At 29.3% G+C, this 22,922-nt stretch carries 20 protein-coding genes; 17 read left to right on the top strand and 3 right to left on the bottom strand.

Annotation, left to right across the window (positions count from 1 at the left end; all coding sequences use genetic code 11):
* Nucleotides 1-20: 20 nt before the first annotated feature.
* On the bottom strand, nt 21-1,313 hold the full coding sequence (locus Q1K13_RS05355) for an NCS2 family permease (RefSeq protein ID WP_300348257.1): 1,293 nt from the start codon (nt 1,311-1,313) through the stop codon (nt 21-23).
* A 167-nt stretch (nt 1,314-1,480) separates the two neighbouring features.
* Between Q1K13_RS05355 and Q1K13_RS05350 the strand changes: the two genes are divergently transcribed.
* The 6 genes from Q1K13_RS05350 (at nt 1,481) to Q1K13_RS05325 (ending at nt 6,457) form a co-directional block, all read left to right on the top strand.
* A complete protein-coding gene (locus Q1K13_RS05350; protein ID WP_300348256.1) occupies nt 1,481-2,254 on the top strand; it encodes an SDR family NAD(P)-dependent oxidoreductase in 774 nt (257 codons plus the stop codon).
* 63 nt (nt 2,255-2,317) lie between these two features.
* The gene (locus Q1K13_RS05345) at nt 2,318-3,196 is read left to right on the top strand and encodes an SDR family oxidoreductase (protein WP_300348254.1); all 879 of its coding nucleotides are present in this window, start codon (nt 2,318-2,320) and stop codon (nt 3,194-3,196) included.
* A 153-nt stretch (nt 3,197-3,349) separates the two neighbouring features.
* Nucleotides 3,350-4,171 (top strand): glutamate 5-kinase, encoded by an 822-nt coding sequence (gene proB, locus Q1K13_RS05340; RefSeq protein ID WP_300348252.1) that lies wholly within the window; start codon nt 3,350-3,352, stop codon nt 4,169-4,171.
* Nucleotides 4,164-5,411: a glutamate-5-semialdehyde dehydrogenase gene (locus Q1K13_RS05335; protein WP_300348250.1), complete on the top strand. Its 1,248-nt coding sequence runs from the start codon at nt 4,164-4,166 to the stop codon at nt 5,409-5,411. Before proB ends, Q1K13_RS05335 begins: the two co-directional genes overlap by 8 nt.
* A gap of 47 nt (nt 5,412-5,458) precedes the next feature.
* On the top strand, nt 5,459-5,764 hold the full coding sequence (locus tag Q1K13_RS05330; protein ID WP_300348248.1) for a PTS lactose/cellobiose transporter subunit IIA: 306 nt from the start codon (nt 5,459-5,461) through the stop codon (nt 5,762-5,764).
* 78 nt (nt 5,765-5,842) lie between these two features.
* Complete coding sequence (locus Q1K13_RS05325; RefSeq protein WP_300348247.1) at nt 5,843-6,457, top strand: DNA-3-methyladenine glycosylase; 615 nt, start codon at nt 5,843-5,845, stop codon at nt 6,455-6,457.
* A gap of 153 nt (nt 6,458-6,610) precedes the next feature.
* On the opposite strand, the gene Q1K13_RS05320 is transcribed toward Q1K13_RS05325, so the two are convergent.
* Nucleotides 6,611-7,294, bottom strand: a complete 684-nt coding sequence (locus Q1K13_RS05320) for a hypothetical protein (protein ID WP_300348245.1) — start codon at nt 7,292-7,294, stop codon at nt 6,611-6,613.
* Nucleotides 7,295-7,933: 639 nt separating this feature from the next.
* Here Q1K13_RS05320 and Q1K13_RS05315 point away from each other — a divergent pair.
* From Q1K13_RS05315 to Q1K13_RS05300, 4 genes are all read left to right on the top strand, one after another.
* A complete protein-coding gene (locus Q1K13_RS05315; protein WP_300348243.1) occupies nt 7,934-8,983 on the top strand; it encodes a carbamoyl phosphate synthase small subunit in 1,050 nt (349 codons plus the stop codon).
* A 12-nt stretch (nt 8,984-8,995) separates the two neighbouring features.
* Nucleotides 8,996-12,199, top strand: a complete 3,204-nt coding sequence (gene carB, locus Q1K13_RS05310) for a carbamoyl-phosphate synthase large subunit (RefSeq protein WP_300348242.1) — start codon at nt 8,996-8,998, stop codon at nt 12,197-12,199.
* 476 nt (nt 12,200-12,675) lie between these two features.
* Nucleotides 12,676-13,329, top strand: coding sequence for a VanZ family protein (locus tag Q1K13_RS05305; protein WP_300348241.1), 654 nt, complete (start codon nt 12,676-12,678; stop codon nt 13,327-13,329).
* A gap of 274 nt (nt 13,330-13,603) precedes the next feature.
* Nucleotides 13,604-13,888 (top strand): YciI family protein, encoded by a 285-nt coding sequence (locus Q1K13_RS05300; protein ID WP_300348240.1) that lies wholly within the window; start codon nt 13,604-13,606, stop codon nt 13,886-13,888.
* Nucleotides 13,889-13,982: 94 nt separating this feature from the next.
* Here the strand turns inward: Q1K13_RS05300 and Q1K13_RS05295 are convergent, their stop codons facing one another.
* Complete coding sequence (locus Q1K13_RS05295; RefSeq protein WP_300348238.1) at nt 13,983-15,884, bottom strand: type I glutamate--ammonia ligase; 1,902 nt, start codon at nt 15,882-15,884, stop codon at nt 13,983-13,985.
* Nucleotides 15,885-16,195: 311 nt separating this feature from the next.
* Here Q1K13_RS05295 and murI point away from each other — a divergent pair, with 311 nt between their 5' ends.
* The 7 genes from murI (at nt 16,196) to Q1K13_RS05260 (ending at nt 22,921) form a co-directional block, all read left to right on the top strand.
* Complete coding sequence (murI, locus tag Q1K13_RS05290; protein ID WP_300348237.1) at nt 16,196-16,981, top strand: glutamate racemase; 786 nt, start codon at nt 16,196-16,198, stop codon at nt 16,979-16,981.
* A gap of 175 nt (nt 16,982-17,156) precedes the next feature.
* On the top strand, nt 17,157-17,426 hold the full coding sequence (locus tag Q1K13_RS05285) for an STAS-like domain-containing protein (protein ID WP_300348235.1): 270 nt from the start codon (nt 17,157-17,159) through the stop codon (nt 17,424-17,426).
* A gap of 242 nt (nt 17,427-17,668) precedes the next feature.
* A complete protein-coding gene (locus Q1K13_RS05280) occupies nt 17,669-18,181 on the top strand; it encodes a peptidylprolyl isomerase (protein WP_300348234.1) in 513 nt (170 codons plus the stop codon).
* Nucleotides 18,182-18,206: 25 nt separating this feature from the next.
* On the top strand, nt 18,207-18,581 hold the full coding sequence (locus tag Q1K13_RS05275) for a DUF3783 domain-containing protein (RefSeq protein WP_300348233.1): 375 nt from the start codon (nt 18,207-18,209) through the stop codon (nt 18,579-18,581).
* A 1-nt stretch (nt 18,582) separates the two neighbouring features.
* Nucleotides 18,583-19,254 (top strand): XRE family transcriptional regulator, encoded by a 672-nt coding sequence (locus Q1K13_RS05270; protein WP_300348231.1) that lies wholly within the window; start codon nt 18,583-18,585, stop codon nt 19,252-19,254.
* Between the two features lie 225 nt (nt 19,255-19,479).
* Nucleotides 19,480-21,204: a S8 family peptidase gene (locus Q1K13_RS05265; protein WP_300348230.1), complete on the top strand. Its 1,725-nt coding sequence runs from the start codon at nt 19,480-19,482 to the stop codon at nt 21,202-21,204.
* A 10-nt stretch (nt 21,205-21,214) separates the two neighbouring features.
* On the top strand, nt 21,215-22,921 hold the full coding sequence (locus tag Q1K13_RS05260) for a S8 family peptidase (protein ID WP_300348228.1): 1,707 nt from the start codon (nt 21,215-21,217) through the stop codon (nt 22,919-22,921).
* The last annotated feature ends 1 nt before the right edge of the window (nt 22,922 follow it).

Genomic DNA, 22,922 nt, shown 5'->3' with positions numbered 1-22,922 from the left:
TTTTTTGTTATAATTTAAAGCTACATTTGAGTTGCATGAAGTATAAAGTATAGTAAAAAGATTGCTGATATAACGTACATAGGGATTGATACATCTTTATACTTTTTAGATGCTAACTTACAAATTGGATAAGCTATAAATCCAAAAGCAATACCATCAACAATACTAAATGTTAAAGGTATTATTGTTAAAGTAATAAATGCTGGGAATGATTCTGTAAAGTCTTTGAAGTCTATATCTACAATGTGTTGAATCATTAAACCACCTATTATTATTAATACAGGTGATATTGCAGCATTTGGAATAAGTGATATAACTGGAATAAAGAATATTGATATTAAGAATAAAAATCCTGTAAATATAGAAGTTAAACCAGTTTTTCCGCCAGCAGCTATTCCAGCTGTTCCTTCAACTGTTGAAACAGAAGGACTTGTGCCACAAATACCACAAACAATAGTAGTAAGGGCAACAGCATTAAGTGCCTTTTGTCTTTTATGAGGTTGTTTTAACATTCCATCTACTTGACCATGAAGTAATCCTATATTCTCAAATATTAAAACTAAAGCTAGTGAGAATGTTGCAATCCAAAATGAGATTGAAGTTAATCCACTAAAATCAGCTGAAAAAAATACTTCTTTATATTCACTAAAATTAGGTAGTGATAAATGGAAACTTGATAAATCAACAACTCCAAATAAAATTGATATTACGGTTCCTGATAAAATTCCTATTAAGAATGAACCAGGTATATCTTTTATAAATAAAACAAGCATTATAATCATAGTTATGAAGAATACTAGAACTTCTTTAGAAGCTATGTTTCCTAATTTAACTAGTGTAGATGAATCTCCAACTATTAATCCTGCTTTTTGTAATCCAAGGAAAGTTATAAATATACCTATTCCAACAGTAATAGCTTGCTTTAAAGATGTAGGTATTGAACTTGTTAACATCTCTGCAAGAGGTGTAACCGCTACCACAATAAATAGAATACCAGCTGCTATAACAGCTCCTAAAGCCTGTTGAAAACTAAGACCCATAGTATTTACTATAGTGTACGTAAATAGTGCATTAATACCCATTCCAGGCATTATTATAAGTGGTGAGTTACTCATAAATGCTACAAGCACACAACCAATTAATGATGCTAATACTGTTGCTATTATGAGAGGTTGTACACTCACACCCCCATCACTAAGTATGCTAGCATTTACTACAATTATATAAACTGCAGCGAAAAATGAGGTAAGACCAGCAAGTAATTCTGTTCTTATGTTTGTTTCATGTTCTTTAAGTTTAAAAAAGTTTTTCATCCTTTCTCCTTTTAAAAAATTGCTCCCTCACCCTCCCACATCAAATGATGCAAGTGTTATTATAACATATGTTAAACGTTTAATAAAGCTTTAAGGAAAACAACTTGACATACTAAAGAGAAAGTAATAAAAGTTTTATAAGTAATTTTTTTGAAGGGAATTTAAAAATGAGAAAGAAAGTTTTAATAACAGGAGCTACTAGTGGAATAGGATATGAATTTGCTAAGAATTTTATGATTGATGATTTTGAACTGATTTTAGTAGGAAGAAACTTAGAAAAGTTAGAGGAACTTAAGAAACTAGCAGAGAAAAAGTGTGTAAGTGCTTTCATAATAAGTTTTGATTTAAGTAGGATAGAAGAATTGGAGGACTTATATTCTATCATAAAAAATAAATGTGGAACTGTTGATATTTTAATAAATAATGCTGGGATTGGTTTTAATGGAGAGTTTTCAGATGTTCCTTGGGAAAAACATTTAGAGGTTTTAAATTTAAATATTGTTAGTTTAACTAAATTAACTAAATTATTTTTAGAAGATATGATCTTAAAGGGTGAAGGAAAAATTCTTAACGTGGCTTCTACTGGTGCATATCAACCAGGACCTTTAATTGGGGTTTATTATGCTAGTAAGGCCTATGTTTTATCTTTTTCAGAGTCATTAAGAGAAGAGGTAAAAGACAAAGGAATACAGGTTACAACACTTTGTCCAGGTGCAACAAAAACTAATTTTTCTAAACGTGCTGGTAAAGGAGATTTAGATGTTGCAATGAGTGCAGAGAAAGTGGCTAAGATTGGATATAATGCTTTGATGAAGAATAAAGGAATATGCATACCTGGTATTATGAATAAAGTTTTAGTTTTCTTTTCAAAAATAGCACCAACCTCTTTGAATGCAAATATTGTTAAGAAAATACAAGGAAATGCTATAAGTAAGAAATAATTGAGAATAATAAGCTTATAAATAAAATTATTTTAGAATGTTGTATAACAGGAGGAAGTGTTTATGAGCAATGAAAATTTATTTCCAAAAAGTTTTCTAAAACAAGGCCAAAATATTCACCCAGGAGTAGAGGAAGAAATGAATCCGCTACCTATTTATGATTTACCTGAGTATATAAATGATGGAAAAAGATTGAAAGATAAGGTGGCAATAATAACAGGTGGAGATAGTGGTATAGGAAGAGCTGTTGCATTAGCTTATGCTAGAGAAGGTGCAAAAGTATGTATAATTTATTTAGCAGATCAAGAGGATGTGGATGCTAATAAAACTAAAAAATTAATAGAAGATATAGGTGGAGAGGTTATTTTAATAAAAGGAGATATATCAAGTTTAGATTTTTGTAATGAAAGTGTTGGTAAGATAATTGAAAAATGGGGTAAAGTTGATATATTAGTTAATAATGCTGCTGTTCAACATGATTCTAAAGATTTAGAAGATATTGGGCCAGAACAATTAGAAACTACATTTAAAATAAATGTTTTTGGAAGTTTCTATATGACAAAGGCAGTTGTTAAGTACATGAAGTATGGAGGTTCTATAATAAATACAACTTCAATCACTGCATATAGAGGTAATGAAATTTTATTAGATTATTCATGTACAAAGGGAGCATTAACAACCATGACAAGAACATTGTCAACTATGCTTATTAAAGATGGAATAAGAGTAAATGCAGTGGCACCAGGACCAATTTGGACTCCATTTATTCCTTCTTCAATGAATGAAGAAAGGGTTAAACAGTTTGGAAGTAGTTCGCCTATGGGAAGAGCTGGTCAGCCAGTTGAACTTGCAGGTGCATATGTATTCTTAGCTTGTAATGAATCATCATACATATCAGGAATAACAATACATATTAATGGTGGAGAAATCATAAATGGATAGTTAAAAAGTTTACTTTATTTATTTGCTTAAGATGAGATATAAAATAAAACTTGTAAATGAGTAGTTTCATGATTTAGTGTAATAGAATATAATAGACTTATGATTTAGCGTAGTAAAAATATTAATTTGAGTAATTAAGGGGGAAACCTACAAATGAGAAATAAGCTGAAAGAAAGTAAAAGGATAGTAATTAAAGTTGGAACTTCTACTTTAACTTATGAAAATGGAAGCATAAACTTAACAAGAATAGAGAAATTATCAAGAGTAATTTCAGATATATGTAATATGGGAAAGGAAGTAGTTCTTGTTTCATCAGGTGCTATAGGTGTTGGAGTAGGAAAACTTAGAATCGATAAAAAACCAGAAAGTATAAGAGAAAAGCAGGCTGTGGCTGCTGTTGGACAATGTGCATTAATGCATATATATAATAAATTTTTTGGAGAATATAGTCATGTAGTCGCACAGGTTCTTTTAACTAGAGATGTTTTAGAAAATGAGAGAATGAAAAATAATGTATGTAATACATTTGATACTTTATTAGAAAAAGGAATAATTCCAATAGTTAATGAAAATGATGCTATTTCAATAGATGAGATACAAAACATATTAAATTTTGGGGATAATGATAATCTATCTGCAATTGTTGCCACTTTAGTTAAAGCAGATACCTTAATAATATTATCAGATATAGATGGATTCTATGATTCAGATCCAAGGGAAAATAAGGATAGTAAAATGCTTAAGGAAGTTTATGATATAACTCCTGAAATAGAAGAATGTGCAGGTGGTGCTGGAAGTAATAGAGGTACAGGTGGCATGATTACTAAGCTTTCAGCTGCTAAGGTGTCAACAAAAGAAGGAATAGATATGATTTTGGCAAATGGTGAAAAACCAGAAATATTAATAGATATATTAAATGGTGAAAATATTGGAACTATGTTTGTAGCTAATAATGGGGGAGTAGAAAATGAATAATGAACTTATTATAAAAGGTAAAAAAGCTAAAGAAGCTTCTTATGAACTTTCAATAGCTTCTACTAATGAAAAAAATAATGGACTTTTAAAAATCAGTGAAGCATTGATAAGTAGATGTGATGAAATATTAGAAGAAAATAAAAAAGATTTAGATAAGGCAATGGAAAAAGGTACTTCTAAAGCCATGTTAGATAGATTAAAGTTAGATAGAGAGAGAGTTATTGGAATCTCTAATGCTGTGGCTGATGTTGTTAAACTAGATGATCCAATAGGTGAGGTTACTTCAATGTTTAAAAGACCTAATGGACTTAGAATAGGGGTTCAGAGAGTTCCATTGGGCGTTGTAGGAATAATATATGAAGCAAGACCAAATGTAACAGCGGATGCTGCTGCTTTATGCTTAAAAACAGGAAATGCAGTTATATTAAGAGGAGGAAGTGAAGCTATAAATTCTAATTTAAAAATAGTTGAAGTTATAAGTGAGGCTTTAAAAGAAGCTGGTCTTCCAGAAGGGTCAGTTCAAATATTAGAAGATACATCAAGAGAAACTGCAACTGAGTTCATGAGATTAAATGATTATTTAGATGTTTTAATTCCAAGAGGAGGAGCAGGTCTTATAAAAGCTGTAGTAAATAATGCTACTGTCCCTGTAATAGAAACTGGAGTTGGAAACTGTCATATTTACATAGATAGTGAAGCTGATATTCCTATGGGAGTAGATATAATTGTAAATGCCAAGACTTCAAGACCAGCAGTATGTAATGCCGCTGAGAAGTTATTAGTTCATAAGGATATTGCAAAAGAATTTTTACCAATAGCAATTAAAGCCTTAAAAGAAAAAGGTGTTGAAATAAGAGGGTGTGAAAAAACTAAAGCAATAGTTAGTGATATAAATGATGCAACAAGTGAAGATTGGGGAAAAGAATATCTAGATTATATTTTAGGTGTTAAAGTTGTTGAAAGTTTAGATGAGGCCATAATCCATATAAATAAATATGGAACAAAGCATTCCGAATCTATTGTAACTAAAAATTATTTCAATTCAGAAAAATTTCTTCAAAGAATAGATGCAGCGGCTGTCTATGTTAATGCATCAACAAGATTTACAGATGGTGGAGAATTTGGATTTGGAGCAGAAATAGGAATAAGTACACAAAAGCTACACGCTAGAGGGCCAATGGGACTTAAAGAATTAACAACAAGTAAGTATATAATTTATGGAAATGGACAAACAAGATAATATTATAAATTAAGATATAAAAGTTAAGTCAAAAGGAAGTGATAATAATGGAAGAAATTATCATGAATTTAATAAGTTATAGTGGAGAGGCTAGAAGCTATGCAATGGAAGCTATTGAACTTGCTAAGACTGGAGATATAAATGCTGCTAAAGAACTAATAGAAAAATCAGTTTTGCAATTAGCTGAGGCTCATAAATTACAAAGTAATTTAATTCAATTTGAGGTTAATGGAGATAAAGTAGAGATTTCAATGTTATTAATCCATGCTCAAGATCATTTAATGACTACAATATTGCTTAAAGATTTAGCAAATGAAATAGTTGACTTATATAAAAAAATAGACGAAAAATAAATATAATAGTATAAAATAAGCTCTAATGTTTTTTAGCATTAGAGCTTATTAAATATGATTTAAGTTAGGTGGTGTTTTATGAGATTAGGTTCATATTTTTATAATAGAGATGCTTTAACTGTGGCAAGGGAGCTTTTAGGAAAAATATTAGTAAGAAAAATAAATGGAGTTATTTTAAAAGGAAAAATAGTTGAAACAGAAGCCTATGTAGGGGCTAGAGATAAAGCTTGTCATGCTTATGGAGGAAAAAGGACTAATAGAACAGAAGCACTTTATGGAGAGCCGGGAATAACCTATGTCTATTCTATCTATGGTATGTATTATTGTTTAAACTTAATATGCGAAAAAAAAGATGTAGCAGCTGGTGTTTTAATAAGGGGGATTGAACCTTTAGAAAAAATAGAAGAGATGAGTAAGCTAAGATTTAAAAAGGAATATAAGGAGCTTTCTAATTATGAAAAGAAAAATTTTTCTAATGGACCATCAAAATTATGCATGGTTTTAGGTATAGATAAGAGGGATAACTGCATAAATACTATTAGTAGCGAAGAAATTTATGTTGAAGAAAATAGTATTGATGAAAATTTTGAAGTTGTTGAATCTAAAAGAATAGGAATTGATTACGCTGAAGAAGCTAAGGATTTTCTTTGGAGATTTTATATTAAAGATAATAAGTTCATATCTAAAAAGTAAAATCTTGTTTTTTAATTAGTCTTACATATTTTCAAAAGTTAAAATAAATTTAGAGGATTTAAATCTAGAAAAATAATTAGCTAAATAAAGAAACTAAAGGCTTTTAAAGCTTGTAGTTTCTTTATTTTTTAAGGAGTTTTATTTATAAAAATTTTAGTAGCAAACAAATGAATTAATTCTTCTTAAATCTACTCCAAAGTAAACCCATCTCCAGCCTGCCCATCTCCAACCAGAAATAGAACGTCTATCAACTCTAGTTAAGTAAGCCCAGTAACTACGACCATTTCGTTGCCAGATATAAGTGTATCTATATAAGCAGAATTTTATTGAACTTGGACTAACACTTTTAACATTTCCTTCTCCACTATAAGTTGAATATTGAACACCTGAATCTTTTTGAGAGGGAATATAAGATGGTGGAGGTCCTAATGGTGATGGTGATTGTGGGTTTTGCCAGTTAGTTGGAATAGGAAGCATATTTGATATATAACCAACAGGTGCACTATGCATAAAATCATGTCCCATATCTTTTATTGCATAAGGTAAATCTTGCATTAAAGCAGGAAAATTAGCTATATTATCAGGTATGTTTTTAATGGCTGGTGGTATTACTGAATAGTTAGATTTTTTATATTTTGGTCTAGAAGTATTATTTCTATAACCATCAATATATTCCTCGTCAGTGTCATCTATATAATCTGCATTATTAAAGTCATCATAATATCTGTCAACAAATTCTTGCTCTTCTTCAGTAAAAATTTCAAATTCACCAACTTCATCTATCTCTTCATTGTCATTAAAGAATCTAATAAAACCATCTGGATAAATTATTTCCATAAGTATCTCCTATAAAATTTTTATTTAGTATTAAATTATGCTTATACTACATTATTGGTGAATTTTACAGGGGTGTTATTAAAATTTAATATAGATAAAAAATGTAGAGATTTGACGAAATAATTATAGATTTTCAATGAATTCCATTGACAAAATGCTAGATATATATAATAATTATAATTGCTTCAATAGGACAATGAAGTAGGTATAGGTTTGAAATTAAGTTAAGGTGCTAGGTGTTTTACATCTAGCACCTTAACTTTTTGTTGTAAAAATTTATTTAAATTTTCCAAATTAGTATTGACTATACAAATTTAATAAACTATTATTATTTGTAATAAGATTTATCAAAATAAAGATAAAATACACTTTAAATTGGTCCCGTGAGGCCAGAAAGAGGTATAGATATGTTAGATAGAATTTTTTGTTGTACAAAAAAACAAATAGAATTACAAAATGAATTAGCTTTGTATTTTAATACAATTCCATATAAGAGATATAAAGAGGTATTAGAGTGATTGATTTTTACGCAATCGCTCTAGTACCTCTTTCTTTTAATACCAAAAATTAAAAATGGCAGTTGTAATTAAGACCTTTTAAAGTGTGTTTTTAATATGATTTTAAATAGGAGGTCTAAATATGAAAGCAAAGCTTATATTAGAAAATGGCGTAATATTTGAGGGTAAAGCCTTTGGATATTTAAAAGAATGTGTTGGAGAGGTAGTTTTTAACACAGGGATGACAGGATATCAAGAGGTTTTAACTGACCCTTCTTATTATGGACAAATAGTAACTATGACATATCCTTTAATAGGTAACTATGGAGTAAATTTAGAGGATTTAGAATCTAAGGAGCCTAAGGTTAGAGGATTCATAGTAAGAGAAAAATGTCAGTATCCAAACAATTTTAGATGTGAATTAGAGCTTGAAACTTACTTAGCTCAAAATAAGATTTTAGGTCTTGATGGCATAGACACAAGAGCATTAACAAAAATCTTAAGAAATAATGGAACAATGAAAGGGATTATAGTTTTAGATAATTCAAACTTAGAAGATGTTAAAGATAAGTTAGAATCTTTCTCAAATAAAGATGCAGTCTCAATAGTTTCAACTAATGAAAAATATGAAATAAAAGGCGAAGGAAAGAATGTAGCTATAATCGATTTTGGAATAAAGCAAAACATTGTTAGAAACTTTGTAAAAAGAGGATGCAATGTTACAGTGTTCCCTTATGATGTGAAGGCAGAAGAAGTTTTAGAAATAAACCCAGACTTAGTATTTTTATCAAATGGACCTGGAGATCCAGAAGATATGGGAGAAGCAGTAAATGAGATAAAAAAAATAGTTGGAAATAAACCAATAGTAGGAATTTGCTTAGGACATCAATTATTAGCATTAACATTAGGTGGAGAAACTAAGAAGCTTAAGTTTGGTCATAGAGGATGTAACCATCCAGTTAAAGATTTAATAAATAATAGAGTTCATATAACATCACAAAATCATGGATACTATGTTGCTACTTTACCAGAAAATATGGAAATAACTCATATAAGTATGAATGATGGAACAGTTGAGGGAATGAAGCATAAAGAATTACCAATATTCTCAGTTCAATTCCATCCAGAAGCTTGTCCTGGACCAAAGGATAGTGAATATATTTTTGATGAGTTTATGAAGTATGCATTATAAGGAGGAAATAATATGCCATTAAATAAAGATATAAAAAAAGTTTTAGTAATAGGATCAGGTCCAATAATAATAGGACAAGCAGCAGAATTTGATTATTCAGGTACTCAAGCCTGTCAATCTCTTAAAGAAGAGGGAATGGAAGTTGTACTTGTAAACTCAAATCCAGCAACAATAATGACAGATAAAGAAATTGCAGATAAGGTTTATCTTGAGCCATTAACTGTGGATTTTTTAGAAAAAGTAATTGAAAAAGAAAGACCAGATTCTCTTTTAGCAGGAATGGGAGGACAGACAGGATTAAATCTTGCTGTTGAACTTTATGAAAAGGGAATTTTAGATAAATACAATGTAAAAGTAATAGGTACTTCAATAGAATCTATTAAAGAAGGGGAAGATAGAGAGCTATTCAGAAATATGATGAATAGAATAAATCAACCAGTTATTCAAAGTGAAATAATAACAGATTTAGATTCTGGTATTTCCTTTGCAAGAAAAATTGGATACCCAGTAATAGTTAGACCAGCTTATACTCTTGGAGGAACTGGTGGTGGAATAGCTAATAATGAAGAGGAGTTAATAGAAACATTATCATCAGGATTACAATTAAGTACAATTGGGCAGGTTCTTTTAGAAAAGAGTGTTAAAGGATGGAAAGAAATTGAGTACGAAGTAATGAGAGACTCCTTTGGAAACTGTATAACAGTTTGTAATATGGAAAATATTGATCCAGTTGGAATACACACAGGAGATTCAATAGTTGTTGCACCAAGCCAAACTTTATCAGATAAAGAGTATCAAATGCTTAGAAGCGCATCAATTGATATAATAAATGCCGTAGGAATTGAGGGTGGATGTAATGTTCAGTTTGCCTTAAATCCTCATTCCTTTGAATATGCAGTAATAGAAATTAATCCAAGGGTTTCAAGATCATCAGCATTAGCTTCAAAGGCTACTGGTTATCCAATAGCAAAGGTAGCAGCTAAGATTGCCTTAGGATATGGATTAGATGAAATTAAAAACTCAGTTACAGGAATGACATATGCTTGTTTTGAACCTTCATTAGACTATGTTGTTGTTAAAATTCCAAAATGGCCTTTTGATAAATTTCATGGGGCAGATAGAATTTTAGGAACTAAAATGATGGCAACTGGAGAAATAATGGCTATAGGAAGTAATTTTGAAGCTGCTTTCTTAAAGGGTATAAGGTCATTAGAAATAGGAAAATATTCATTAGAACATGAAAAATTTAAAAATCTTTCAATGTATGAGTTAAGAGAAAGGGTAGTTTCTCCAGATGATGAGAGAATATTTGCTTTGGCTGAAATGCTAAGAAGAGGATATAGAATAGATATGGTTTCAAAAATAACAGGGATAGATATATTCTTCTTAGAAAAATTCAGATGGTTAGTTGAAGAAGAACAAAAACTTAAGCAAAGTAAAATAGATGATTTAAATAGAGAGTGGTTATTAAAATTAAAGAGAAGAGGCTTTTCAGATAAGGCAATAGCTAATATGCTAAAGGTTTCTCCAGATGAAATTTATAGATTAAGAGATATTTGGCATATAAAACCTGCTTATAAAATGGTTGATACTTGTGGAGGGGAGTTTGAAGCTTTATCACCTTATTACTATTCAACATACGAGCAATATGACGAGGTAGTTGTTTCAAATAATAAAAAAGTTGTGGTTATAGGATCAGGTCCAATAAGAATAGGTCAAGGTATAGAGTTTGACTATGCTTCAGTTCACTGTGTAATGGCACTTAGAAAGCAAGGAATTGAGACAATAGTTATAAATAACAACCCAGAAACAGTAAGTACAGACTTCAGTATTTCAGATAAACTTTATTTTGAACCTTTAACAGAGGAAGATGTATTAAATATCATAGATAAAGAGAAACCAGAGGGTGTTATACTTCAATTTGGTGGTCAGACAGCTATAAAGCTTGCTAAATTCTTAAAGGAAAAGAACATCCCTACATTAGGAACTACTTCAGATCAAATAGATTTAGCTGAAGATAGAGAGCAGTTTGATGACTTGCTAGAAAGACTTAATATAGCTAGACCAAAAGGAAAAGGTGTATGGAGTTTAGAAGAAGGATTAGAAGAAGCTAGAAGATTAGGATTCCCAATCCTAGTTAGACCTTCCTTCGTTTTAGGTGGTCAAGGCATGGAAATAACTCATGATGAAGATGAGTTAACATACTACTTAAAAAATGCTTTTGAAAAAGATTCAAAGAATCCAATACTTATAGATAAATATTTAATGGGTAGAGAAATAGAAGTTGATGCTATATCAGATGGTGAAGATGTTCTAGTTCCAGGAATTATGGAACATTTAGAAAGAGCAGGAGTTCACTCAGGAGATAGTATAACTATGTATCCAGCTCAAAATATTTCAGATAAAATAAAAGAAGATGTTCTAGATTACACTAGAAAATTAGCTTTAAGCATAGGGATAAAAGGAATGATAAACATTCAATTTATAGAATTTGAAGGAAAGCTTTATGTAATAGAGGTTAATCCAAGAGCCTCAAGAACAGTTCCTTATATATCAAAGGTAAGCAAAGTTCCAATAGTGGATATAGCTACTAGAATAATGCTTGGAGAAAAATTAAAAGATCTAGGATATGGAACAGGAGTTTATAAGGAGCCTGAGTTAGTATCAGTTAAGGTCCCAGTATTCTCAACTCAAAAACTTCCTAATGTTGAGGTTAGCTTAGGACCAGAAATGAGATCCACAGGAGAGGTTCTTGGAGTAGGAAGAAATGTATGGGAAGCATTATATAAAGGATTTGTAGCAGCAGGAATGTACACTGGGTCTACAGGTAAAACAATTTTAGCTACAATTAAAAAACATGATAAAAAAGAATTTATAGACCTTGCAAAAGATTTAGATAAATTAGGATATAAATTCGTAGCAACTAAGGGAACAGTCAAGGAATTAAGAGAAGCTGGAATAGATGCTAAGGAAGTAAGAAGAATAGGAGAAGAATCTCCAAATATTATGGATTTAATTAAAAATAAAGAGATAGACTTAGTTGTTAATACACCAACTAAAGCTAATGATTCTAAGAGAGATGGATTCCATATAAGAAGAGCTGCTATAGAAAGAAATATAGGTGTTATGACTTCACTAGATACATTAAAAGCGCTTGTAGACTTGCAAAAAGAGGGTGCAGATAATAAAAATTTAGAAGTTTTTAACCTAGTATAATAATAAAAGTTAAATATTAATTAAGACATACTTTAATTTCGAGTTAGATTTTAAGTATGTCTTTTTATTTTAGGTTCTGTTTTAAGAGAGTATTACAGTTAAATCTAAAATCATCACTAATTTAAAATAGAACCTATTTTTAAAATTTATAGATTTAATTAATATTAGAGTGATAACTTTTATTAAATTACTAAATTGGTAATCTAATTGTAGTATTTTTGTGGATAAAATGTATTAAAATCTATTTTGAAATAAAAAATTGTGAGGAAAAATAAAAATTAAGTTCTGTGGATAAATAAAATTTTGTTCACTTGTGGATAATTTTAAAAAAGAAAATCTGTGGATAATTTTTTGGTTTTAGAAATGTGTATAATAATATATAAGAAATGATTTTATTTTTAAAAGTACTTAGTTATTATACTATAAAAAAACTATAATTCAAGGGGATTTTTATTTATTTTATTGGGGGTGATTGTATGGAGACATTTAAAAGATTAGTGAAGAATTTCTTTATAAAAAGCATTTTGTTTGTTATTTCATTTTTTTTAGCAATAGTATTTTATAAATTAATAGTAAAACAGTGTATTAATGTTTTTATTAAAATTGACTTAAGTGGAACAAAAGGTTTAATTATATATAACTTTTTTAAACTAACAAGTATTATGCTTATTTATCAAGTTTTCTTAACTACTACTAGAATGAGAACTTCGAAAGTATTTAAGTTATTTTTATTTGGATTATATGCAGGAACAATGTTTATTCTTCTTTTTGCTAGACCAAAAATGGCAAGAGGATTTCAACTTGATCCATTTGAAGTCTTACATGGGCTTAGAGGAAATAGAACAGCTCAGTTATATTTAATAGGCAATATAATTTTCTTTATGCCTATAGGATATATTATAAGAAAATACAACTTTATACTAGCTGTAGTCTTATCTGCTTCCATAGAATTTAATATAGAACTTGCTCAGTATGTATTTAAAAGAGGGTTCTTTGATTTAGGAGACATATTCATAAATTTAGTTGGTATTTTCATAGCTTATTTTATTTGTAAGATAGCAATGTTTATTAAGGAAAAAATTTCAGAAACTTATAATAAAAAATATAATGAAGTTTCAGAAACAGCTTAGTTTATAAAGAAAAAATTACAATATTTATGATAATAATAGCCCTAAAAATTTATGAAAAAACTTTAGAAAATTAACAAAATTTAAAGAAAATAAAAGAAAAGGTATGTAAAAGGTATGTTTACATACCTTTTTTTTCTTGACAAGGGAACATGTGTTTTGTAGAATTGAAAAGAAAAGAGAACGTAAGTTCTTATTGGTTTTTAGACAACTTAGGAATATATAGGACGTTAACATAATATAATAGCATATAATAAATTTTGGGAGGGTAATTTATATGACTAAGAGCAGCGGTATGTTTGTAAAAATAAATTATAAAATAAATGGAGCTAACAAGCTACAGGGTGAACACAGAGCAAAGAATTATAAAGATACAGCTGTGAAAAAATACGTATTATGTGGTGGATCATACTTTAGAAATAGGGGAACTATAATATTCCATGCTAATAATTTTAAAGAAGCAGAAGAGATTATAAATAATAATCCTTTTGTATCATATGAAGATTATTCTTTTGAAATATTAAGCAAAAACTCAATTAGCTTAGGGCATATATATCATTAATTAGATTTGACTTCAAATTTAGAGATGATTTATTTATGATTAACATATAAAAAAGAAGCCAACTAACTTAAGTTGGTTTCTTTTATTTATAAATTTATATATCTAATAAATTCTTTTTATAAGTTTTATAAAGATCATTAAGTTCTTCTATGCTTGAATCAAGTTTAATTTGTAAATCAGAAGCTTTTTCAAATTCAGATTCATTTATAGCATTTTTTAATTGAGTGAATAAACTTCTTCTATGATATGAATCTTTCATTATTAATTGTCTTAATTCACTTACAGCCATCCAAGTTGATACATCAAGGTCTAATGCCTTATCACAACAATGAAGTTGCTTACAAGATCTTATATCATCAATATATGAAGGAATAATTCTTGAAGTAATCTCTGTTGACCATCTCTTAATGGTAGCCATTTTAAAGCTATTAATAAGTTTGTCTGTAAATACTGAGTTAACTTTTAATACTTCAAGTTTTTCTTTATAATTTTCAAATGCACTTAAGTTTTCATAAACAGTAGAAGGTGCTACTCCAAAGTATTCTTTTCTTTGTTCATCTGTGAAATCTTCAAATACATCTTCTTCACTTCTATATGCTCTAGATTTTTCTAAGTAAGCAGCTTCTTCACCTGGTTTTTTAGATAATTCAGCTAAAAGTTCATCCTCAGTTTTATTATTTTCTAAAGCATATGTTATTCCATCTAGCATAGCCATATAACTTGCAGCTAAGCAAAGGTATGTGTTAGTAAATGGGTTTGGTGATCTAAGTTCAAATCTTGTTGCTAAAGGATTATGAGGATCTCTTATTAATCCAGCAAGTATTGTTCTATTTCTAGATGGAATTTCTGGACTTTGTCCTAATGATGTAACTATACAAACAGGAGCTTCAAATCCAGGTTTTAATCTTTTTAATGAGTCTGTTGTAGCTGAAATAAATGGGTTTATTATTTCGTAGTTCTTTAATAATCCCATAATAGCCCCATAACCTATTTTGCTTAAGAAATGATTTTTAGTAGCATTGAATAAGTTAATTATTTTTCCGCTCTTTAATTTTAAACTTAATCCTAAGTGAGTATGTTCTCCATTACCTGCAACTCCATCTATTGGTTTTGCTAGGAATGTAACTTCTAACCCATTTAATCTGAATATTTCTTTAACTAATGTTCTTATAAATAACTCATTATCTGCAGTTTGCATTGCATTTGAGAATTTCCAGTCTATTTCTAATTGTTCCATAATATGATCAAATTGACCTGATGAAGTAAGTTTAGCCTTAACACCACCAACTTCTTTATGCCCCATTTCTGGTTCAAATCCATACTCATCCATTAATAATAAGCTTTTTTCTAAAGCTGTTCTAACATTACCTTTAGTTCTTGTCCAATATTGTTCTTGTAAAACTTGAGATGTTGAAAGTTCTTCTATTAAAGCCTTATCATTTGGTGTTTTAACCCAAAATTCTAATTCAGTAGCAGATGTTAATAAAATATCTTCAACATCATCAATTTTTATATTTAATTCATTTAAAATTTCTGGGTGAGTTTCTAAAAGTGAGAATAAATGTGATTTGAAAGTATCAATTGAGCTTTTTAAGATATGTCTAGAATCGACTGCTTTATCTTCGTGGATTAAGAAACAAGGAATTCTAAGTGTTCCTACAGGTTTGTTAGTTAAAGGGTCTATAAAGTCGTTATTGTAGTCAACGAACCAGTTACAATCTAAATCGGCAATCATGTCTACTTTTGCGTTGTTTAAAGTAGCTATTCCTGGAAGGACAACTGAAGAACCGTCTGTTTGGACAGCTGTGCCGTGAAGGAAAGATTCTATATCTTTTAAAAATAATTTAGAAGGAATTTTTTCGTCTGTATCATTACCAGCTAAGTCAACACCGACTAAAGATACAAATTTAATTTCTGGATGGTCTTCAAATAAAGAAATTAAGCTTTCTTTATTGTGAAATTTTTTTGGAATTGTAAATAGTAAGTCTTTATTCATAATATTTCGAAGTACTACAATTATAGTAAAGAATTAGGATAATTGTAATAATCCTTTGTTCACATCCTTTCGTTTTCATTATGGAATAGCTTTTTGTTTGTTTTTATACGTATAATAAAACAAAATAAAGCTATTAATATTCGTCGTTAAAATATTCTTAAAAAAATTTTAATACAATAGTATAATACTGTCAATATATTTTATTATTTAGTAGTATTATAAAATAATGAAATTTAAATAGATTTATTTTCTATAAAGTTATAAAATTATCTTATATTATAAACAAGTACTTAAAAAAGTGAGGGATAGCAATGCAAGAAGATATAAATAATAATGCTCCGATAGGTTTTTTTGATTCGGGCTTAGGTGGATTAAGTGTATTAAAAAAAGCCTTAGAAATCATGCCAAATGAGAATTATATATATTATGGGGATTCTAAGCATGCACCTTATGGAGAAAAAACTCCAAAAGAAATAAGGTCACTTTCATTCAAAGTAACAGAATTTTTAATGAAAAAAGGTGTTAAGGCTATAGTAATAGCTTGTAATACAGCAACATCAGCTGCTGCTAAAGAACTTAGAGAATATTATAAGGATTTTCCTATAATAGGTATAGAACCAGCTTTAAAACCAGCTATTAAGCACCATGAAAAAGGATCTGTAATAGTAATGGCAACTAAGGCCACTTTAACTCAACCAAAGTTTAAAAGGCTTATGGATGAGTATGGTGAACATAGAGATATAATTCCACTTCCATGCCCTGGTTTAGTTGAATTTATTGAATCAGGAAATTTTGATGGAGAAGATGTTAAAGAATTTTTAAGAGTGAAATTAAATCCATATCTAAGCAAGGAAATATCAAGTATTGTTCTTGGATGTACTCATTATCCATTTGTTAAGAATGTTATACAAGAGATTGTGGGAGAGGATGTTGACATAATAGATGGAAGCGAAGGGACAGTAAAAGAACTTAGAAGAAGACTTAAAGAGAATTTAAGTGAAACAAAGTCAGAGGTAAATGGAACTTTAGAGATATATAATTCCTTAGAAGATGAGAGTATTATAAAATTAAGTAAAAGTTTATTGGGAATTAAGTAGGTTTAGTGAGATATGTTAATTTAATAGTTTAATATATCTCACTAAATTTTTTTATAAAAAGTTTGTTAAAATATTGACAAAAATAGATCTGCTTGCTATTATAATATTGAAAAGAGAATTTTCTGAAAATTCAAATAAAACTGATTAATTTATATTTAAAATGGAGGATTTAATAATGAGAATAAATGTTAAAGAGTTATTAGGGGAAAAGATAAACGTTGAGGATGCCATAATATTAAGAGATTATATAGAGAACAACTTAGATGAAAATATAGAATTAGATTTCGGTGGAATAAATAGAGTTTCAACAACTTTTCTAACTTGTTTATTTACTGATATGATAAACAAAGTTGGAAGAGACAACTTAATTTCAAAAATTGATGTTAAGAATTTATCAAACTATACTGATTATTCAAGAGTTGTAGCAGGAACTACTTTTGCATAAGTAATAGTTTTTAGATTATGAAATATATAAAAAACATAAGACGGATTAAGTTGAACTCTTAAGAGGCAACATAAAAGAATCTTAAATTTTAGATTCTAGTATGTTACCTCTTTTTTTATTTAAATATTTTCCTAATATTCCATTGTTAATAGAAATAATATATAATTTTATAAAAGAAGGATTAACAATTTAGTTTAAGTAAATACTACTAGATAGTTAAATTTGAAAGGAGAATTATTCATATGAATCCAATAGTTACAATAGAAATGGCAACTGGAGAAAAAATAAAATTAGAATTATATCCAGAGATTGCACCAAACACAGTTAAAAACTTTGTAAGTTTAGTTAAGAAAGGTTTTTATGATGGATTAACATTCCACAGAATAATACCTGGATTTATGATACAAGGAGGATGCCCAGAAGGAACAGGAATGGGTAACCCAGGATATAGAATTAAAGGGGAGTTTACAAGAAACCAATTCCAAAACAATTTAAAACACTCAAGAGGAGTTATATCAATGGCTAGAGCTATGAATTTTGATTCAGCAGGAAGCCAATTTTTCATAATGCATGCTAACTCTCCACACTTAGATGGACAATATGCATCATTTGGTAAAGTTATAGAAGGAATGGATGTTGTTGATAAAATAGCAGAAGTTAAAACTGATTACAATGATATGCCAGATGAACCACAGGTTATGGCTAAGGTAACTGTTGAAAATGCAGAGGATATGGAAGAACCTGAAATTCTTTAATTTAAAATATAGGAGGTGGATTAGCATGACTATGCTTAATAATAGCAAGGCTATTCTAACTTATGGTTTAAATGAAAAAGAGAAAAAAGATTTCCAAGCAACTGGTCATAAAATTATAAATATTACAGATGAAATGACTTCAATGAAAATTAAGGACATATTAGATGGATTTAGATTTGAAGTTGTATCAAATAATAATTTTAATGAGAAAGTTGTTATATTTAATAATTTCCCAGATGAAGAAATCCATGGGATGGTTTCAATATCTAAGGTTATAGCAGAAAATCCTATAATGGCTGTTGTTACTGAAACATCTAAAGAATGGCCATTTAATTATCTTATTGAGCATCTAATTGAAGAAAGAGAATGGCATAGAAAGATGCAAGGAGGAAGAGCTTAAAATGAGTAGAGTAGGGGAAAGAATTAAAGAGGTTAGAAGTAAAAGTGGAATTACACAGAAAGCTTTAGCTAAAAAACTTGGTGTAGCTGAGAAATTTATAAATGAAGTTGAAACAGGAAGAAAAATAATAAATGAATCACTTATATCAAAGATATCAAAGGTTTTAAATACTGATTTAAATGATATAAATATGGTTGTTACTGATGAAGAACTTCAAAAAGAACTTAAGGCTGAAAAGCAAGTTAAAAAGACAAAACCTTCAGAGGTTAATGAAGTTTGGAATCAAGCTTTCGGTTCAGTTTTAAAAAATGTTCCAATATATGATTATTCATTAAATCAAACTAAAGGATATAAGCAACTTGTAACAGCCTCTAATAAAATAGATGGTCATACTGCAAATAAAGTTTTCTATTTAAATATAGAGAATAATGATATGACTGGTTTTAGAATTCAAGAAAATGATTTAGCTTTATGTTATTCAATAAAAGAGATTGAAAACAATGCTATATGTTTAGTTGAGTTTAAAGGAAAAAGAGTTGTTAGACAAATCAAGAAACTTGATAATGTGAAAGCTTTATTAATAAGCAATAATGGAAGTATGAGAACAGAGACAGCTAACATAAAAGAAGTTAAAGCAATAGCTAAACTTTATAGAATAGAATTTTATTTATAATTTTGATGAAAGACAGTCCTAATTTTTAGGTCTGTCTTTTTGTTTTTATAATAAAAATTATTACCTATGTTAATGTGTTCAAATGAGCTTTAGTGATTCAATAAAAAAACATTATTTTGAAACAAAATATAGATACAAGCTTTGAAAATAATCTTATATCAAAATATAGAAGGTATGAATAAGATAACTATAAGAATTGGTAGAAGTTTTCATGGAGGGGTATATTTGAAAAATTTTTATAGTACGCCAGATTATTTAAACTTAGTTGTAGCCTATGATGGTGATATACAAAAAGAAATTGATGCTTTAGATGATGTTAGTGTTTTTTTGATTGATGATAGTTATGCTATTATTTCTGTTAAAGCAGAAAATTATAAAAATATAGTAGAAGAAATAAAAAGTATAGTTTATATAGAACTAAATGGAATATATACATTAAGTGAGAGTCCAATTGAGGATTCTAAGGCTACAAATTTTCATAGAAATCCTTACTTGACATTAAGAGGAAAAGGTGTGATTGTTGCAATACTTGATACTGGTATAGATTATTTGAATCAAGAATTTATGAGAGAAGATGATACAACCAGAATAATTAGGATATGGGATCAAACTATAGATAGTAACAAACATCCGAAAGGATTTATACATGGGACAGAGTATTTGGAAGAGGATATAAACAAAGCTATTCAAGCTAAGAAAGAAGGCTTAGATCCTTATGATATAGTACCTTCAAGAGATTTAAATGGTCATGGAACTAAGATGGCAGGAATAATTGGTGGAAGAGGAGTTAATAGAGAAGTAATTGGGGCGGCACCAGACTGTAATTTTATAATTATAAAACTTGAGGAAGCTTCAAAAAGATATGTGAATTATTATTTTGCAAAAGGTGATAAACCAAAATATAGAAATACAGATATACTTATGGCACTTAAATACTTGTATGAATTATCTTTTCAAATTAATGAACCTATAATTATTTATATACCTTTAGGAAGTAATTTAGGTGCCCACTCAGGTTCAAGTATATTAGAAAGATATATAGATAATCGAATATCAAAGAAAAATTCTTTAGTGGTTGTTACATCAATAGGAAATGAGGGGAATTCAGATACCCATACTTCAGGACTTATAAGGAATAATGGGGATAGTGCTGTTATTGAAATAAATTGTGGGAAAAATCAAAATGGACTTTTTCTACAAATATATGGTAGGAGACCTAGTAAATTTGGATTGAGTATTACATCACCTTCTGGAGAAACATTTGAAAATGCAAATCCACAAACAACTAAGCATATTTTAATAAATAAAAATCAACCTTGGATCTTTATTTATGAAGGAACAAGTGTAGAGGTAACTTATGATTCACCTGACGAGTTTACTGGGGATGAGAAATTTGTAATAAGAATTGAAAATATTAAGGAAGGTATATGGAAGTTTAAATTAACAGGGGAACATGTTGTTGAAGGAAGATATGATGCGTGGATTATTCAAAGAGAGTTACTAGATTCAGAAACTAGATTTTTAAACCCAGCACCATATACAACATTAACAATGCCAGGAACAGCTAATAGTGTTATAACAGCTGCATATTATAATCAAAATAATGGAGCAATAGTATCGGAGTCAGGAAGAGGATACACAAGAAAAGAAGTTGTACAACCTCTTTTAGCTACAGGAGGAATTAATGCTTTAACTATAAAACCAGGTGGAGAAATAGTGAAGGTTTCAGGTTCATGTGTTTCAGCGGCAGTATTAGCAGGATGTTGTGCATTAATTATGCAGTGGGCTATTACTGATGGAAATGATCCTCAAATGTATGCACCAAAGTTAAAAACATATTTAATTAGAGGAGCCAGGAAAAGAGAAGGAGATATTTATCCAAATAGACAATGGGGTTATGGAATTTTAGATGTTCAGGAAATTTTTAATAGTTTAATAAATTTTAAGTAGGAGGGGTAGTATGGAAAATACATCTAATGTTGGTATAGATTTTATAAATAAAATTCCAGAGCAATTATTATATAGCATAGTAGATATATATTCTCCAGAAATATTGAAAACAGGAGAAATAGAGTTAGTTGTTTTATATGGAGATAATAGGATTAAGTTTGCAAATTCAGTAAATAAAATAGGTGCTAGCTTTGAGGATTTAGGATATGGATTTGGAATACTTATAATAAAAACTTCTGATTTAAATAAGATAAGTCAGTTAGAAGGGCTTCAATATATAGAATTACCTAAAATTCTTTACACATCTGCATATGAAAGTAATAGGGCTTCTTGTATAACCTCTGTTTGGAATAATTATGGATTAACAGGTGAAGGTGTATTGGTTGGTTTTTTAGATACAGGAATTGATTTTACTCATAATGCATTTAAAGATGCAAGTGGAAACACAAGAATTGAGTATATTTATGATTTAGAGAATAAAGAAATTTATAATAAAGCTAAGATAAATGAGGCGCTGAAATCAACAGATCCATATTCTGTTATACCAGTTCAAGATTTGTCAGGTCATGGCACTCATGTTGCTGGAATAGCCTGTGCAGGAGGAAGTATAAATTATGATAATTATGGCGTTGCATATAACAGTAGTATAGCAATGGTTAAGATAACAGGAGAAAAAAGTTTAAGCTCAGCTTTAAGTACACAACTTATGAGGGGATTAAAATTTTTGATAGATAAGAGTAATGAATTAGATAAACCATTGGTTGTTAATATAAGTTTAAGTACGAATGATGGTTCTCATAATGGGAGTAGCCTTTTAGAAAAATATATTCAAACATTTACTCAACTTCAGAAAGCTGTAATTGTGGTTGCAGCAGGGAACGAGGGAAACAGTTCTCACCACGTAGGAAGAGAAATAAAAAAAGAAGAAGTTATTGATCTAAATATAGCAAACGAAGAAAGAGGTATTATTTTAGCTTTATACAAGCCTGTCCTTGTTGATTTGACTGTGGAAATAACATCTCCAATAGGAATAAGCACAGGAGAAATTAATTTATCAGAAGATTATCAAGTAAGATTTATAGGAAAAGAAAAAATTGTTGTATATAGCACAGGACCTAAACCTTTTGACATACAAGGACAAACAACAATAAGTATTCTTCCTTTGGGTGATACAATAACACCAGGAGAATGGAGGGTATCTCTTAAAAAATTAAATAATTATGAGGGATATTTTGATGTTTGGCTTCCTATCGCAGAAGGATTAAATGTAAATACAAAGTTTCTACAACCTGATGTTTATAATACATTAGGCATTCCAGCTACAGTGGCAGGAGTTATTTCAGTGGGAAGCTATAATTATTTAAATAATAACCTTTCATCTTTTTCAGGTAGAGGAGTAGTAAGGCCAGAATGGCTTATTAAACCAGATTTAGTTGCACCAGGTGAAAATATTTTATCAACTGTAGAAGAGCAAGGTTTTGATACAAAAAGTGGTACATCAATGGCGGCACCACAGGTTGCAGGAATTTGTGCCTTACTTTTTGAATGGGGTCTTGTAAAGAGAAATGATCCATTTTTATATGGTGAAAGAATAAAATACTATCTTATAAAAGGTGCTAAAAGAACTTTTTTGGGAGAGGCTTATCCAAATCCCGATATAGGTTATGGATTTGTATGTTTGGATAAAACAATGGATCTTCTAACTAATAGGAGGTAAC

The organism is Clostridium sp., from assembly GCF_029267215.1.
GTDB lineage: Bacteria > Bacillota > Clostridia > Clostridiales > Clostridiaceae > Sarcina.
This window is presented reverse-complemented; position numbering and strand designations above follow the sequence as displayed.

Bases quoted from the DNA above. Each gene is read 5' to 3' on its own strand.
- Q1K13_RS05350 (WP_300348256.1), top strand. From the start codon at position 1,481: ATGAGAAAGAAAGTTTTAATAACAGGAGCTACTAGTGGAATAGGATAT.
- proB (WP_300348252.1), top strand. From the start codon at position 3,350: ATGAGAAATAAGCTGAAAGAAAGTAAAAGGATAGTAATTAAAGTTGGA.
- Q1K13_RS05275 (WP_300348233.1), top strand. From the start codon at position 18,207: ATGACTATGCTTAATAATAGCAAGGCTATTCTAACTTATGGTTTAAAT.
- Q1K13_RS05355 (WP_300348257.1), bottom strand. From the start codon at position 1,313: ATGAAAAACTTTTTTAAACTTAAAGAACATGAAACAAACATAAGAACA.
- Q1K13_RS05280 (WP_300348234.1), top strand. From the start codon at position 17,669: ATGAATCCAATAGTTACAATAGAAATGGCAACTGGAGAAAAAATAAAA.
- Q1K13_RS05335 (WP_300348250.1), top strand. From the start codon at position 4,164: ATGAATAATGAACTTATTATAAAAGGTAAAAAAGCTAAAGAAGCTTCT.
- Q1K13_RS05345 (WP_300348254.1), top strand. From the start codon at position 2,318: ATGAGCAATGAAAATTTATTTCCAAAAAGTTTTCTAAAACAAGGCCAA.
- Q1K13_RS05285 (WP_300348235.1), top strand. From the start codon at position 17,157: ATGAGAATAAATGTTAAAGAGTTATTAGGGGAAAAGATAAACGTTGAG.
- murI (WP_300348237.1), top strand. From the start codon at position 16,196: ATGCAAGAAGATATAAATAATAATGCTCCGATAGGTTTTTTTGATTCG.
- Q1K13_RS05320 (WP_300348245.1), bottom strand. From the start codon at position 7,294: ATGGAAATAATTTATCCAGATGGTTTTATTAGATTCTTTAATGACAAT.
- Q1K13_RS05305 (WP_300348241.1), top strand. From the start codon at position 12,676: ATGGAGACATTTAAAAGATTAGTGAAGAATTTCTTTATAAAAAGCATT.
- Q1K13_RS05295 (WP_300348238.1), bottom strand. From the start codon at position 15,884: ATGAATAAAGACTTACTATTTACAATTCCAAAAAAATTTCACAATAAA.
- Q1K13_RS05300 (WP_300348240.1), top strand. From the start codon at position 13,604: ATGACTAAGAGCAGCGGTATGTTTGTAAAAATAAATTATAAAATAAAT.
- Q1K13_RS05260 (WP_300348228.1), top strand. From the start codon at position 21,215: ATGGAAAATACATCTAATGTTGGTATAGATTTTATAAATAAAATTCCA.
- carB (WP_300348242.1), top strand. From the start codon at position 8,996: ATGCCATTAAATAAAGATATAAAAAAAGTTTTAGTAATAGGATCAGGT.
- Q1K13_RS05315 (WP_300348243.1), top strand. From the start codon at position 7,934: ATGAAAGCAAAGCTTATATTAGAAAATGGCGTAATATTTGAGGGTAAA.
- Q1K13_RS05330 (WP_300348248.1), top strand. From the start codon at position 5,459: ATGGAAGAAATTATCATGAATTTAATAAGTTATAGTGGAGAGGCTAGA.
- Q1K13_RS05325 (WP_300348247.1), top strand. From the start codon at position 5,843: ATGAGATTAGGTTCATATTTTTATAATAGAGATGCTTTAACTGTGGCA.
- Q1K13_RS05270 (WP_300348231.1), top strand. From the start codon at position 18,583: ATGAGTAGAGTAGGGGAAAGAATTAAAGAGGTTAGAAGTAAAAGTGGA.